14 protein-coding genes are annotated in these 13,871 nt (G+C 60.3%); 1 reads left to right on the top strand and 13 read right to left on the bottom strand.

Going from position 1 to position 13,871, the window contains the following annotated elements; genetic code table 11:
• Window positions 1-5 precede the first annotated feature (5 nt).
• The 4 genes from rlmD to VE009_RS15150 are packed head-to-tail and all read right to left on the bottom strand — an operon-like array spanning window position 6 to window position 3,544.
• Entirely contained in the window at window positions 6-1,475 is a 1,470-nt protein-coding gene (gene rlmD / locus VE009_RS15165) for a 23S rRNA (uracil(1939)-C(5))-methyltransferase RlmD (RefSeq protein WP_325009004.1), read from the bottom strand.
• The gene (locus tag VE009_RS15160) at window positions 1,472-2,482 is read right to left on the bottom strand and encodes a diacylglycerol kinase (protein ID WP_325009002.1); all 1,011 of its coding nucleotides are present in this window, start codon (window positions 2,480-2,482) and stop codon (window positions 1,472-1,474) included. Before VE009_RS15160 ends, rlmD begins: the two co-directional genes overlap by 4 nt.
• Before the next feature lies 1 nt (window position 2,483).
• Complete coding sequence (locus VE009_RS15155) at window positions 2,484-3,248, bottom strand: sirohydrochlorin chelatase (RefSeq protein ID WP_325009001.1); 765 nt, start codon at window positions 3,246-3,248, stop codon at window positions 2,484-2,486.
• Between the two features lie 5 nt (window positions 3,249-3,253).
• Window positions 3,254-3,544 (bottom strand): YerC/YecD family TrpR-related protein, encoded by a 291-nt coding sequence (locus tag VE009_RS15150; RefSeq protein WP_325009532.1) that lies wholly within the window; start codon window positions 3,542-3,544, stop codon window positions 3,254-3,256.
• Between the two features lie 169 nt (window positions 3,545-3,713).
• On the opposite strand from VE009_RS15150, the gene VE009_RS15145 reads away from it, so the two are divergent.
• Window positions 3,714-4,181 carry a hypothetical protein gene (locus VE009_RS15145; RefSeq protein WP_325008999.1) on the top strand — a complete coding sequence of 156 codons (468 nt, stop codon included), beginning with the start codon at window positions 3,714-3,716 and terminating at the stop codon, window positions 4,179-4,181.
• A gap of 51 nt (window positions 4,182-4,232) precedes the next feature.
• Here VE009_RS15145 and VE009_RS15140 read toward each other — a convergent pair whose 3' ends face one another.
• The 9 genes from VE009_RS15140 to VE009_RS15100 form a co-directional block, all read right to left on the bottom strand.
• The gene (locus tag VE009_RS15140; protein ID WP_325008997.1) at window positions 4,233-5,066 is read right to left on the bottom strand and encodes a carbohydrate ABC transporter permease; all 834 of its coding nucleotides are present in this window, start codon (window positions 5,064-5,066) and stop codon (window positions 4,233-4,235) included.
• A complete protein-coding gene (locus tag VE009_RS15135; RefSeq protein WP_325008995.1) occupies window positions 5,063-5,938 on the bottom strand; it encodes a sugar ABC transporter permease in 876 nt (291 codons plus the stop codon). The genes VE009_RS15140 and VE009_RS15135 overlap by 4 nt, the downstream gene beginning before the upstream one ends.
• 94 nt (window positions 5,939-6,032) lie before the next feature.
• Entirely contained in the window at window positions 6,033-7,346 is a 1,314-nt protein-coding gene (locus tag VE009_RS15130) for an ABC transporter substrate-binding protein (RefSeq protein WP_325008993.1), read from the bottom strand.
• A gap of 95 nt (window positions 7,347-7,441) precedes the next feature.
• Window positions 7,442-9,001 (bottom strand): response regulator transcription factor, encoded by a 1,560-nt coding sequence (locus VE009_RS15125; RefSeq protein ID WP_325008991.1) that lies wholly within the window; start codon window positions 8,999-9,001, stop codon window positions 7,442-7,444.
• 6 nt (window positions 9,002-9,007) lie between these two features.
• Complete coding sequence (locus tag VE009_RS15120) at window positions 9,008-10,744, bottom strand: sensor histidine kinase (protein WP_325008990.1); 1,737 nt, start codon at window positions 10,742-10,744, stop codon at window positions 9,008-9,010.
• A 184-nt stretch (window positions 10,745-10,928) separates the two neighbouring features.
• Window positions 10,929-11,942, bottom strand: coding sequence for a DMT family transporter (locus VE009_RS15115; RefSeq protein WP_325008988.1), 1,014 nt, complete (start codon window positions 11,940-11,942; stop codon window positions 10,929-10,931).
• Window positions 11,939-13,003 carry a DUF3048 domain-containing protein gene (locus VE009_RS15110; protein WP_325008986.1) on the bottom strand — a complete coding sequence of 355 codons (1,065 nt, stop codon included), beginning with the start codon at window positions 13,001-13,003 and terminating at the stop codon, window positions 11,939-11,941. The genes VE009_RS15115 and VE009_RS15110 overlap by 4 nt, the downstream gene beginning before the upstream one ends.
• Before the next feature lie 190 nt (window positions 13,004-13,193).
• On the bottom strand, window positions 13,194-13,613 hold the full coding sequence (locus VE009_RS15105; RefSeq protein ID WP_325008984.1) for a hypothetical protein: 420 nt from the start codon (window positions 13,611-13,613) through the stop codon (window positions 13,194-13,196).
• 155 nt (window positions 13,614-13,768) lie between these two features.
• Window positions 13,769-13,864, bottom strand: a complete 96-nt coding sequence (locus tag VE009_RS15100) for an IS3 family transposase (RefSeq protein ID WP_325008711.1) — start codon at window positions 13,862-13,864, stop codon at window positions 13,769-13,771.
• Window positions 13,865-13,871 lie beyond the last annotated feature (7 nt).

The following is a 13,871-nucleotide window of genomic DNA, read 5'->3' as shown; positions in this document are numbered from 1 at the left end:
CACTCCTAAGATTTGATTTGTATTAATAATGCTACGCATTCAACATGCCCAGTATGCGGAAACATGTCCACCGGCTGGACCTGGACGGTGCGGAAGCCGCCGGCCTCGAGCACGGCGAGGTCGCGGGCCAGCGTCGCGGGGTTGCACGAGACGTAGACGATCCGCTCGGGAGCCATGGCGACGAGCGTGTCGAGCAGGGCCGGGTCGCAGCCCTTGCGCGGGGGATCGACGACGATGACGTCGGCGTCGATGCCGTCGCGGCGCCAGGCGGGCAGAACGACCTCGGCGCGGCCGACTTCGAAGTCGGCGTTCTCGATGTCGTTCAGCCGCGCGTTGGCGCGGGCGTCTTCGACGGCGTCGGGGATGAGCTCGACGCCGTACACCTGGGCTGCGCGCTGCGCCAGGAACAAGCTGATCGTGCCGATGCCGCAATAGGCATCGATCACGGTTTCGACGCCGGTGAGGGCGGCGTAGTCGAGCGCGGTGCCGTACAGCCGCTCGGTCTGGACCGGGTTCACCTGATAGAACGACCGCGCGGAGATGGCGAAGCGGATGCCGCCGATCGCGTCGAAGATGACGTCGGTCCCCCACAAGGTGAACGTTTCCCGCCCGAAGACGGCGCTCGTCCGGTCGTTGTTGACGTTCAACACGAGGCTGACGAGCTGCGGCAGCTCGGCGCGCAGCCGCTCAACGTACGCGTCCAGGCCGTCCGTACGCCGCGACGTGGCGACGAGGACGAGCATCAGGTCGCCGGTCGCGAACGACACCTTCGCGACGAGGTGGCGCAGCCAGCCCGTGTGCGACTTCTCGTCGTACGCCTCGATGCCCATCTCCCGCGCGATGCGCTTCGCGGCCAAGACGGCGTCGTCGTTGCGCTCGTGCTGGATCAGGCATTCGTCCGTCGAGACGATGCGATGCGTCCCCTGCGCGTAGAAGCCGCCGACGAGGCCGCCCTCCTCGAGGTCGAAGCCGATCGGCACCTGCGCTTTGTTCCGGTACCGCCACGGCTCGTCCATGCCGATGACCGGATGGACGACGATGCCCGGGCGCGGCGGATCGTCGGCAGAAACAACCTCCGAAGAAGCCGACGCCCCGCCCTCCGGCTCCACCTGCAGCTTGCCGATGCGCGTGAGCGCGTCGACGACGAGCTGCCGCTTCCAACGCAGCTGCGCGCCGTACGCGAAATGCTGCAGCTGGCAGCCGCCGCACCGCGCATACACCGCGCACGGCGGCGCGACGCGGTCGGGGCTCGCCGCCAGCACGGCGAGCAGCTCCGCGCGGCCGTACTGCTTCTTCGTCTCGACGACGCGCGCGCGCACCCGCTCGCCCGGCAGCGCGCCGGGCACGAACAGCGTGAAGCCCTCGTAGCGGCCGACGCCTTCCCCTTCGTGCGCGAGCCCCGCGATGTCGAGCTCGATCAAATCATGAAGCGCGACGGGGAGCTCCCGCCGCGCGGCCGGTTTCTTCGCATTCACGATTGTACGTCCACTCCATTGCTCGTTGTTCCGCCGCCCGGAGCGAAGCCCGCGCCCGGCGTGCCGCCGGCATGCAGGACGACCCCGCTGCTGTTAGGCTTATGGTAGCTCGTGCGCCCCGTCGGATCGACGAACACGCCGATGTGCCTCGGCAGCACTTGAATGTCGCACGGCAGCGTGCCGCCGAATTCGCCGTCCAGGTTGAGCTGCACGTAATCCGGCGATTGAATCGTAATGCGCTTCGTCTGGAACTGGATCAGCAGCGGATCCTGCACCTTCTCGCCGCGCACGACCGTCGACGCGAGGCGGATGAAATCCGCCAGCGTGCAGCGGCGCAGGAAGAACGCGTCCATCATGCCGTCGTCGATCGCGGCCTCCGGCGCCAGCTTCTCGAAGCCGCCGACGGAATTCGAATTGGCGATAAGAAAAATCATGAATTCTTCGTCGAACGACATTTCGTCGGACGTCACCTGCATGCGGATCGGCCGAAGCCGCGGCAGCTTCTCGAAGCCCTTCATATAATACGCGAGCTGCCCGAGCATCGTCTTCATCTTGCTCGGCACTTCGTACGTCAGCTCCGTGAGCGACCCGCCGCCGGCGATGTTGACGAAATAGCGCTGGTTCACTTGCCCGACGTCGATCGCCCGGACATGCCCTTCGGCGATCAGATCGATCGCCGCGTCCCACGCGCGTGGGATGCCGAGCGCCCGCGCGAGATCGTTCGTCGTGCCGAGCGGCAGCACGCCGAGCGGCGGCCGTACCGGCTGCTCGGCAAGGCCGCTGACGACCTCGTTGATCGTGCCGTCCCCGCCGGCCGCGATGACGAGATCGAAGCCGCGTCGGCACGCTTCGGCGGCGGCGAGCGTCGCGTCGCCGCCCCCAATCGTCATGTGGGTCGACGTTTCGAAGCCGTAGCCTTCCAGCCGCTGCAGCACCTCCGGCAGCCGCCGCCGCATCTCTTCCCTCCCGGAGGTCGGGTTATAGATCAGCCTCGCCCGCTTGATCATCTTACGCCAGCTCCTTCGCCTTCTCCTCGACGCGCCGCGCCATCCAACGGGTCAGCAGCGGATGGGGCAGCAGCGAACGACCGTTATACCGAACATCATACCCAGCGAACCGCGACGGTATGACATTCGTGGTAAAATAACCCTCGCTTACGAACAACGGGACGACGATCGGCGCAAGGTCCGGCCGGCGCTCGCGCCAATCCTGCAGCTTCGCCGAAGCTTCGTCCGGCAGCAGCATGACCGTATCCGCCGCCGCGAAGCCGCCCCGCTCGCGCAGCCGCGACGCCGCCTCCTCCAGCACGCCGCGCCACACTTCATGAAAGCCTTCCAGCTCGCTGCCGTGGCCGACGAGAAGCAGCAGCTCCTCGGACGGACAAGTCGACAGCGGCGACGCCTTTTCATACAAAATCTCAATAACGTCCGGATCGGCGTCGATCGGATCGCAGTAATGGACCCGCGCGTTCACGCGGAACGGCTCCAAGTCGGTGTCGCACCGGCACGCCGCCTTCGCGCCGAGCGCCCAGCCGATCTCCTCGACATGGGTGCTGCCGATTGATACGAACAGCGGCACGACGATGAGATCGGTGACGCCAAGCCGCTCCAGCTCGTCGATGCCGTCTTGGATGAGCCGGCCTTCGACCAGCTCGAGGAACGCGCCGTACACCGGATACGGCAACGCGGCGCGCAGCGGTTCGATCGCTTCGTCGACGAGCCGCACCCATTCCTCGTTCCGCGAGCCGTGGCTAATGACGAGCACTCCCCGCATGCGGATTACCGGCCCAGCCGCTCGAGCGTCATTTTGTAGCCGTCGTTCCCGTAGTTGAGGCACCGCTTGACGCGGGAAATCGTCGCCGTGCTCGCCCCGGTTTCGGTTTCGATCTGGTTATACGTGCTTCCCTTGCGCAGCATGCGAGCCACCTCGAGCCGCTGGGACAGCGATTGAATTTCGTTGACCGTGCACAAGTCGTCGAAGAACGTGTAGCATTCCTCAATATTTTTCAACGTCAGGACCGCTTCGAACAGTTGATCGATCGTTTTGTCGTTCAGCTTCTTCAATTGCATCGGTTTGCTCACCCTCCGGTCGCACATTACCGCATTAAAATTTTACATCACTATAGTATCACGCCAGCAACCTTTTTGGAAACCGGGCGGGCGTCTATACACATCGGTGGGCGAAAACATAGAGTGTTATGAAAGCCTAAACCAATTGAAATAAAGGAATGTGAGCGCAGTGAATGAACACCCACACGTGAACCATACCCCTTACGGCGGGCAATATCCCGCGCCCACGCCTTACGCGGGGGGCCATCAGCCGCTGTTCGGCGACCCGACCGGCTATCCCGGCGTTCCCGGCCACCACGGCGTACCCGGGCCGCAGCAAGGCGGCTTCGGCGGACTGGGCGGGGCCGGCGGCGGCTTGAACGGCCTGCTCGGGAATATGGGCAACATCAAGCACATGATCGATCGGATGGGCGGCATCGACGGCGTTCTCGCCAACGTGACGAAAATCCAGAAGATCATGTCCTCCGTGCAGCAAATGGCGCCGATGCTGAAGCTCGTCATGGGCGGCTTCGGCAAGTCGGCCAAAGCGGCCTCGAACGACGACGATTACTTCGAGGAGCTTCCGAAACGCCGCCGCCGCCGTCGTCGCCGCCGCAACGGCTCGTCGCGGTCGCGCCGGCCGCGCGATCGCCGGTAAACGCCAAAAGCAGCGTCCCTTCGGGAAACCCGATCGGGCGCTGCTTTTCGTTTAACCTTTGACCGCTCCCGCCGTAATGCCTTGAATGATGTACCGCTGCATGAACAGGAAGAACAGCATGACCGGGACGATCGCCAGCGTTAAGGCGGCCATCCCCAAATGCCACTCGTTCGTATATTGGCCGAAGTACACGGCGGCCGCGAGCGGAATCGTTCGATTGGCGGGCGAGCTAAGCGTAATGAGCGGGAGCAGAAAGTCGTTCCAAATCCATAAGGTGTGCAGAATGGCGATCGTCGTCGTGATTGGCTTGAGCAGCGGCAGCAAAATCCGGAAGAACACGCCGAACGGGCCGCTCCCGTCGATATGCGCTGCCTCCTCGAGCTCGCGCGGCACCGCTTTAATAAAGCCGTGATACAGGAACAGCGCGAGCGGGATGCCGAAGCCCCAATACATCAGGACGATGCCGTATAACGTGTTGATGATGCCTAAATCCTTGGCTACCTTCACGAGCGGGATCATCATCGTCTGGAACGGAATGATGAGGGACGAGAGAATCGCGAGGAAAATCGCGTTGCTGACCCGGCCCGGGTTCCGCACCAATTGATACGCCGCCGCCGAGCTGAGCAGCAGAATGCCGATGACCGAGAACACCGTCACGAGAATCGAGTTCAGAAATACGCCGAAAAACCGAAGCTGATTCCACACGACCGCATAGTTGACGAATTGGAACGTTTCCGGCAGCGCCATGGTGGAGGTGACGACTTCGTTATACGTTTTCAGTCCGTTGATGACCGTCATATAGATCGGCACAAAAAACAATATCGCGATCAGCACCGCCAACAGTTCAATGATCAACAACCCTTTGCCGTACCGCGTCGTCTTCACATCTCCACCTCCTTGCGTTTCATCGTTGCCACTTGCACGAGCGTAATGCCGGCCAGAATGAGGAAGAAAATGACGGCCTTCGCCGATGCGTACGTGAACAGGTTTTTCGTGAACGCGTCCAAATAAATATGCAGCGCGATCGATTCGGTCGTGCCGAACGGCCCGCCCTTCGTCAGCGAGAAGTTCAGGTCGAACGCTTTGAAGCCGTTCGAAATGGCGAGGAACAGATTGATCGTAATCGCGGGACGGATGAGCGGAAGCACGACGTGATACAGCCGCTTCCATCGGCCGGCCCCGTCGATCTCCGCCGCTTCGAGCAGATCGTTCGGCACGCCCTGCAGCGCGGCCAAATAGATGATCATGAAATATCCGACGGAATGCCACACCGTGACGAGAACCAGCGACCAGAACGAGTAGTCGGGCAGGCTCAGCCAGTTTTTCATGAACAGCGTCCACTGCGTCGCTTCCCCGATATCGACGAACAGCTGGGAAATGATAAATTGCCAAATAAAGCCGATAATGATCGAACCGATGACGTACGGCAGGAAGAAGGCCGTACGCAGGCCGTTCTTAAGCTTCAAAGGCAGGTTCAGGATCAATGCGAGAACGAAAGCGAATACATTCAACAGCAGCGTCGTGGCCAGCACGTACTTGACCGTGAACATGAAGGACTTATAGAAGCCCTTATCCTTCATGATTTTCTCGTAATTGTCCAGCCCCGCCCATGCGATGTTGCTGCTGATCCCGTTCCAATCTTGGAAGGAAAACAAGATCGCCCGCAAGAAAGGAACCAGAATGATTAATATGAAAAAGAACAGCGCCGGGGCGACGAATACCCCGTAAGTCAAAATTCTGCGCGTTCGCGTGTTCATGCCGCATCTCCTTTCTGCACACCGTTCTTGGCGGTAAATGCGCGATGCATGGACCCTGTCGGGACCATGCATCGCGGGCGACGAAGAGAAACGGTTATTGGCTCAGTCTCGTTTCCCAAATGTTCTGCACTTCCGCAAGCGCTCCTTCGCGATCCAGCTGTCCGGCGACGTAGGCCTGCAGCGGCTTCGCGAACTCTTGGTTCGCTCCCGTCGGCCACAGCGTATGCGCCCAAGGAATCGTCTTGTCTTCGGCGACATATTTGCTGAGGTCCGCGGCCAACGGTCCGAGATTCTCCGTCGTCTGCAAATCCGTGAAGGCCGGGATGAGCATGAACGAATCGACGAGATACTTCTGGCCGTTCTGATGCATCCAGTTCAGGAACTTCTTCGCTTCCTCCGCGTTCTTGCTGTTGCCGTTCACGACATAGTAGCCTGGCACGCCGACCGGAAGGCGCGTCTCTTCGGCGTTGTCGTTGAGCGGAATGGCGAACATGCCCATGTTGATGTCCGGGTTAATTTTCAGGATCGAATCGATCGTCCATACGCCTTGCTGCATCATGGCCGTCTTGCCGGAAGCGAAGCTGGACACTTGATCGTCGTAGCTGACGCCGACCGATTCCGCGCCTTTGCCGTACTGTACCGTCATGTCCAGCACATCGAAGAAGCCGTTCATGTTGGCGATGTCGGCGACCTTCATTTCGCCCTTGTTGATCTTATCGATCGACGCCGTCGGATCTTGCTCGTACGCGAACGGAAGGTTATACAAGTGCTGGCCGAGAACCCACCATTCTTTGTAGCCTTCGGCATAGGAAGCGATGCCCGCCGCCTTCAGCTTCTCGTTCACTTCCTTCAATTCCGTCAACGTCGTCGGCACCGATTCGATGCCCGCCTTCGCGAACAGATCCTTGTTGTAAATGAAGCCGTAGCCCTCGAATGCGACCGGGAAGCCGAGCTTCTTGCCGTCGACCGTCATCCCCGGAACCGCGGAAGGCGATACTTTCTCCATCCAAGGCTCATTGGACAAATCGGCAAGTCGATCCGACCAATCCGTGATATCCGTATACGCTTTCGTCATGAAAATGTCGGGCTCGTCGCCGGAGGCGAAGCGCGTCTTCAAAATCGTTTCGTAATCGCGCGTCACTTCGGCGTCGACGACGACGTTCGGGTTTTCTTTCATGTAATCGGCGGCCATCGCCTTGACCTTATCGGTAATTTCGACCTTGAACTGCAGCAGCTTCAGCGTGACCTTCTCGCCCGAGTCGCTCGAGCCGCTCGTCTCCTGCTTGGCGGCAGGCTGCTCGCCGCCGGTGCTGCCCGTCTGCTGCTGCGGCTCCGTGCCGCCGGCGCATCCGAGCAGCGTCGTTGTCATCAGCGCGATCGCGCCTACCGAAGATAGCCATTTCCTCATTGTTTATTTCCCCCTAGTCGCGAAGTCTTTCATGGCTTCATTGTACGCGCGGCACGGCGAAGAAGGCAGGGAACATTTTCGCTCAAATAAGGATTTTATGAATCTGTTAAGCGCTTTCGATATTGCAGCGGGGAGACGTTCATTTGCTTCTTGAACACTTTGCCGAAATAGTTTTCGTCGGCGTACCCGACCCGCTCCGCGATTTCGGCCACCGTCATCTCGGTCTGGCGCAGCAGCGCCTTCGCGTGCTCGATGCGCAGGCTCGTAATGTATGCCGTCACCGTCGTTTGGTACATTTCCTTGAACTTCTTCGCGATATACTGCGGGCTGAAATTAAATTGCTTCGAGAGCGACGACAGCGAAACATCCTCCGCGAAATGCCGGTCGATATGCTCCCGGATCGCCTGGACGCCCCCGCTGCCGAGCGCGTCGCCCGAACTGAAGTCGATCAACACCTCCCAGCTTTGGATCAGCAGCCTCTCCCACTCGGTCACATCGCTGATCCACAGCGGCAGCAGCACGTCGGCGTAATCTTCGTCCGGTTGGCTGCGGCTCGCCTGCTGCAGCATATGATTCGCCTCCACCGTCAGCGCCTGAAGATCCTTCAGCCGAAGCGTCCCCCGGCGGCGCAGCCGCTCCGCCACGGCCTGCACGGCTTCCGCCGCGAGCGTTTTGCTGCCGGTCTCGAGCGCCTGCTCCAGCAGAAACTGCTTGTCCGTCAAATGGGGCAAATCCCCCGCATCGGCGGCACGTTTCGCCTCTCCCAGCACATTGCATCGCAGCAGCGCGGACCGCGCTTCCCCCAAAGCGGAGAGAAGCTGCTCCGCATCAGCCTCTTTGCCGGCGATGCCGACGAGCACGTTCAAGCCGATCGTTCGGCTCCACGCCCGTTCCGTACTCTCCAGCAGCTGCCGGTGCTGCGTTTCGGCGCCTGAGCCTTCCCGCATCGCCGTTAACAGCAGCCACTGGTAATCGTCCAAGCGGCACAAGTAGTGTGCGCCGTGAGACCGCAACGTATCATGCATGATGTTATTGACCGCGAACAGAAACAAGTCGGCGTCCCCTTGGAACCGGCGGCGCACCAATTCGGCGCGATTCCTCGGCAGAATTAAGGCGGCGCGGATCGATCGCTCCGGCAGCCCGACTTTCCGCAGCAGCTCGCGAATGCCCGCATCCGGCGCTTCACCTCGGAAATAAGCGGCCATCTTTTGTTCGTCCAAGTAAGCGTCCGCCTTGCGGGCCATAAACCCGGCTTCCCGCTGTTCGATCAGTCGATGGACCTTCTTTTTCCATTCGTTCAACGCTCTCTCGAGGCACTGCTCCAATTCTCTCTTGGCGAAGGGCTTCAGCAAATAATCCACCCCGCCCGCCCTGATGGCGGCTCTCGTGTAATGGAAATCGTCATGCCCGCTCAGCACCACGATCTGGATTTCCTGGTTCTCCCTGCGGACCTGCTCGAGAAGCTCGATGCCGTCCATCCCGGGCATCCTCATATCGCACAGCATCGCCGCCGGTCGCCGGTCGCGGACGAGCGCCAGCGCCGCGAATCCGTCTTCCGCTTGCAATCGTTCCGTCACGCCCAGCCTCTCCCAATCGACCGCCAGGTCGATGCCTTCTCTGACATGCTCTTCGTCGTCGACAATGAGTACGATCATGATTGATCAACCAACCTTTTCATTGGGAATCAGAAGCGTCACGATGGTCGCTTCGTAAGGCTTGCTGCTGATGCTCCACGTAAATTCGGCTCCGTAGCGCAGCTTGAGTCGCTGCAGCACGTTCGACAGGCCGATGCCGCCTTTCTCGGGATCGCAGGGCGGGGGGTCGATGTATTCGCGCCGAATCCGTTCGATCGCGGCCTCGTCCATCCCTTTTCCGGAGTCCATGACGCGAATGCGCAGACCATCCTCGAGGTCGATGCCGATATGCAGCGCAGCCGAACCTTTTCCTTTCTCGATCCCATGAATGATACTGTTCTCCACGAGCGGCTGCAGGATCATTTTCGGTACGCACAGTTCCAGCGCTTCGTCCGGGCAAGATACGGTGTACGACAGTTTGTTTTTGAACCGGCCGGCCTGCAGGGACAAGTAGGACTCAATATGCTCGATTTCCTTCCGCAGCGGCACGGTGTCCGTACTGCTATCGATGCTGTACCGCATAATGGCGCCCAATTCGGCGATTTTGTCGCTGATGTCGTAAGCTTGTCTCCGCAGCGCCATCGTATTGATCGTCTGCAGCGCATTATATAAGAAATGAGGGTTGATTTGGGCCTGCAGCATCTTCAGTCGAGCCGTCGACAATTCCAGTCGGTTTCGATACTCCCTATTAATGTACTCCTCGAGGCGCTGCACCATGATTTGAAACCGGTTCTCGAGCATCCCGATTTCGTCGACGCGGCTCGTTTGCTTCGAGAGCTGGAAATTGCCGGTTTCTACCTTGGCGAAATTGCGCACCAGCCTTCGGAGCGGAGCGATCATGCGGATCCACATCGCGGAAGCGATCGCGATGACGATCGCGAGCGAAGCGCTTTGCAAGCCGATCGATCTCCCGAGCGTCTGGTTGGCCGATTCGCTGATGACGGCGCGTGGTACGAACTTCGTCAACGTCAGCGGCAGGTTCAAGTAGCGCCCCTGGACGTAAATAAAGACGCCGTCCCGGCCCTCCCTCGCTCCTCTGACGATGCCGGTATCGGGCCATTCCAGCTCATCGCCGGGCAGCGCCGGCTCCATCGATGCATCGGTTCCGTACAGCAGCTGCAAATCCTCGTGCACCAGGAGAAAAGCGGCCTCCCCCGCGCCCGCGTCCGACAAGGGACGAACGATTTTATCGATTTCGTCGAGATCGGCGTACAGCGATACGAGCCCGAGCACCGACGGTTTCGGCAGATCGGTAATGAGGGTGTGAATCGCCAATACGCGCTTGCCGTTGAAGTTGATCACCTCGAACCTGCGATCCGAGCTCCAATCCCGGCTCTCCTTCGGGATCGGCGGCGCCGGCCAATCCACCAACTGACCGACCGAGCTCGTGCGGTATTTTGTATACTTCCGTCCGTTAAAAGCGCTTACATAAGTGACCGCGGACAACTCCGGTTTGCTGTAATACACATCCGAGATGTAGTCATTGATCTGCCGCACGGTATCCGGGTCCTCGGGATTCCGCATCTTTTTCAGCCGCGCCTCGTCGAAATACGAGGATACCGAGAGCTGATTCAAATCTTGGATATATCGAATAATGTGTTCGAGTCCAAGCTCCATAGAGTCCTGGTTCAGGTCGATGATTTGATGCTCCACCGCGCGTGTCGTACTCTGATACGCATAAATGTTGGTCACGACGAACGGAAGGATCGCCGCCGCCGCCAGACCGAGCAGCATTTTCGTCAACAAGCTTTGCCTCAGTTTCATCCGACCACCGCCTCATTCCTTGATATTCGACATTTTACTCCCCGCCCATCGACTTTGCCAAGCGGGGGTTACTGTCATCCGGTGCGAGAAAAGATACATCCCAAGCCCGAGAGCTTGGGATGGGGGTCGTTTTCCGTTTTCGTTTTCGGTTTCGGCTGCTGCGGGTGCGGCCGTCCGACGCGCTTCACGACGATTCCTGCGCCTTCGGCTGCGGATTCGCTTTCGCGCCCCGCGACTGCACCAAATACATCGCTGCGAGCACCGCGGCGCCGCCGACGATTTGATACGGCGTGATCGTTTCGCCGAGCAGCAAGTACCCGCTCGCGGCGGCGGTGATGGGCATCGTGTATCCGTAGAACGAAGCGCGAAACGCGCCGATCCGGGCGAGGCTCCAATTGTGCAGCGTGAAGCCGACGAGCGTCGCGAGCAGCGCGGTGTACGCGAGGCTCGCCCATCCCATCGGCGGGATCGAAGCGATCAGCGCGGCGTCCGCCTTCCACAGCGCGTACGGCAGCAGCGCGGCCGCGCCGGCCGTCATCTCCCAGGCGACCAGCAGCATGAGCGGATAGCGAGACGTCAGGCGGCTCATGCCGATCAGATAGATCGCGCCGAACACGCTGCGCAGCAGCAGCAGCGCGTCCCCGCGGACCGTCTCCGCGCCGAAATGGAGCCCCCCGCCCCCCGCGACGATGACGACGGCGCCGGCGAAGGCGAGCGGCAGCCCGATCCAGATGCGCGGCGACATGCGCATCTCGCGCAGCGCGAGCGCGAACAGGACGGTGAAGATCGGCATGACGCCCCGCCCGAGCACCGATCCGTTCGCGACGTTCGAATATTGCAGCGCGTACGACAGCAGCGCCTCCATGCCGACGGCGGACAGCGCCCCGAGCCCGAGGATGAGCGCGAAATCGCGCCGCTCCATCCGGAAGGAGATCCCTCTCTTCCGGAAGCTCGGCGCGACCGTCAGCCACAGCAGCGGAGCGACGATGGCGTAGCGCAGCCCGTTGAACACGAACGGGTCCCACGCCGCGCCGCCGACCTTCATCGAGGCGGTGTTGACGCCCCAAAGAATGTAGACGAGGAGCAATCCTAGGTGCGGGTACCAGAGGCTGCGGCTCGATGCAGAGTCACTTCCCCGTTCCTCCGCCGCCGACGCGCCCGCCCCCTGCGGTATGCCTTGTCCTCCGCTTGCCGTCATGCGTCTTCTCCGAACGTGACGCGGCCCGCGTCAGGCACGATTTGAATCCACGTTTTCCCCGGCAGCAACGGGATATCGGTCAAGGCTCCCTCCTTCTCGTACGCGCGGATGACGCCGTTTTTCAGCTCCCAAACGATGTCCCGCTTTTTGCCGCCCTGCAGCAAAAACCCTTTGCCCGGCCCGAACACGTCCACCTCCCGGCGTCCGACGCTGTCGACGATGCGGTGCTTCGCCTCGACGATCATCACGTTCGTCGCCGTCAGCCGCTCGCCCGTCTTCTTGTCGTTGTGCGGCTCGCCCTTCATGGAGCGTAAGTACGTTTTCGCAGCTTCGTCATAGGTATACCCGACCGTGTAGCCCCCAATATACGGAATCGTGACGGACGGCGCCGGATCCCCGGCGGGTTCCCCCGCGTCTGCGCCCGCGAACGTGAGGATCGGCTGCTTCTCCCATTCGTCGCGGAACTTGCGCGCTTCGGCGCCTTTACGCACCAACTCGGTGCTGGTATATAGGTTGTGCGGCGCTTTGCGGGACTTGTCCCGCCAATAGTAGTCATGATCGCCGTACACTTGGTCCAAATGGTTCAGCTTATGCTTCGCCATGAGGTTCATCGCTTCTTGGCTCCAGCCCGCATGGACGAGAATGCCGTCCAGCGCCCAACCGAGCTGCACGAAATACGGGCGGATGCTGCGCACCGGCCCGATTTCCTCCGACTTCACGCTATGGTACACGGCGATGAATCGCGTAATGTCGCCTTCGGCCAGCACCTCGTACACGAGATCCGCCTCGTGCAGTCCGGTTTGCGGCCGCGCGGCGGGCGAATTTTCGACCATGACGACAATCGGCCGCTCGGTCACTAGTTCTTCGGTCGGCACCCCGGTCAAGGGATATGTATAAGGGGCAATAAGTTCTTCCTCGACTTCCGCTTCCTCTTGCAGCGGGTCTGTCGGAACCGGATCTTCCACAACAGGCGCGACGGTCTTCTGCTGTGCGCAGCCCGCTGCCAGCGGAATCGTTAAGGATAATAAGAGCAACCATGTTGCAGCGTGACGGACTTTCAATCGGCTCACCTCTCGGCTTGTTGTCTCGGTCTCGGAAGTTCTTGGAACGTCCTGCCCCTTTATTGTAAACGACGCACGACCGCTTGTAACCGTTTTTCGAGTCGATAAAGCACTTCCTGTCGATTTCCGGGGAAATACTGTGCCGTTCGACAGCAATCGGCGGTCGGTTACGGGTACGGTACTGTTCGGATCAAGTTTCTACAAAATATGAGGTTCCGTCCCGAAAGTAAACCCGGACCCCTTGCAAATATTCGCCTAACGGCAGGGAGAATGCATCCGATTCGAAAGTGATTTCGCCGTCGACCGTCCATTCTTGGCCTCTGTCGATCGTTCCGCCGATCGGTTGCGCGGGCGCAGGTGCGCTCGCTTTTTCGGAAATTTCCTTTTGAAGCACCGGTTCCGCCCGATCGACTTCTAGCGGTTTCCCCGCATTGTTCCTGAGCGTCACGCTGTAGTACAGCTTCTTGCCTTGCCCATGATTCGACGCGGTCTGCAGCGATTCCGTCACGCTCGAGCTGACGATGACTTGCGCCGACTCCGCCGAGCGCGAACAGCCGAACGACGACAATGCCAGGACGGCCACCCCCACCACGAGGCACAATCTCCTCATCGCGGCATCCTCCTTTTCGATCGTGCATGATCCCTACAACATTAACGCACCCGGTCCCCGTGAAGTTGCGTGGTCCGCTTCCGAGCCGGAGTCGAAAAAACGCCACCCCCGCAATACTGGTCAAGACCCATTTTAGTGGACAGTTAAATAAGACCCTATGCTGAGAACTGGCACCTGTACTCTACAGGTGTCAGTTTTTTTAGCTTTCTCTGAGGCCGGTCGTGGTTATAAAAGTGAATATATGCCTCAATTCGCCTT

The sequence above is a fragment of the Paenibacillus sp. genome (assembly GCF_035645195.1).
In the GTDB taxonomy this organism is placed as follows: Bacteria; Bacillota; Bacilli; order Paenibacillales; family YIM-B00363; genus Paenibacillus_AE.
The sequence above is the reverse complement of the archived record's forward strand: the minus strand, read 5'-3'. Positions and strand labels throughout refer to the sequence as shown.

Bases quoted from the DNA above. Each gene is read 5' to 3' on its own strand.
- VE009_RS15160 (WP_325009002.1), bottom strand. From the start codon at position 2,482: ATGATCAAGCGGGCGAGGCTGATCTATAACCCGACCTCCGGGAGGGAA.
- VE009_RS15155 (WP_325009001.1), bottom strand. From the start codon at position 3,248: ATGCGGGGAGTGCTCGTCATTAGCCACGGCTCGCGGAACGAGGAATGG.
- VE009_RS15150 (WP_325009532.1), bottom strand. From the start codon at position 3,544: ATGCAATTGAAGAAGCTGAACGACAAAACGATCGATCAACTGTTCGAA.
- VE009_RS15135 (WP_325008995.1), bottom strand. From the start codon at position 5,938: ATGAACACGCGAACGCGCAGAATTTTGACTTACGGGGTATTCGTCGCC.
- VE009_RS15130 (WP_325008993.1), bottom strand. From the start codon at position 7,346: ATGAGGAAATGGCTATCTTCGGTAGGCGCGATCGCGCTGATGACAACG.
- VE009_RS15125 (WP_325008991.1), bottom strand. From the start codon at position 9,001: ATGATCGTACTCATTGTCGACGACGAAGAGCATGTCAGAGAAGGCATC.
- VE009_RS15120 (WP_325008990.1), bottom strand. From the start codon at position 10,744: ATGAAACTGAGGCAAAGCTTGTTGACGAAAATGCTGCTCGGTCTGGCG.
- VE009_RS15115 (WP_325008988.1), bottom strand. From the start codon at position 11,942: ATGACGGCAAGCGGAGGACAAGGCATACCGCAGGGGGCGGGCGCGTCG.
- VE009_RS15105 (WP_325008984.1), bottom strand. From the start codon at position 13,613: ATGAGGAGATTGTGCCTCGTGGTGGGGGTGGCCGTCCTGGCATTGTCG.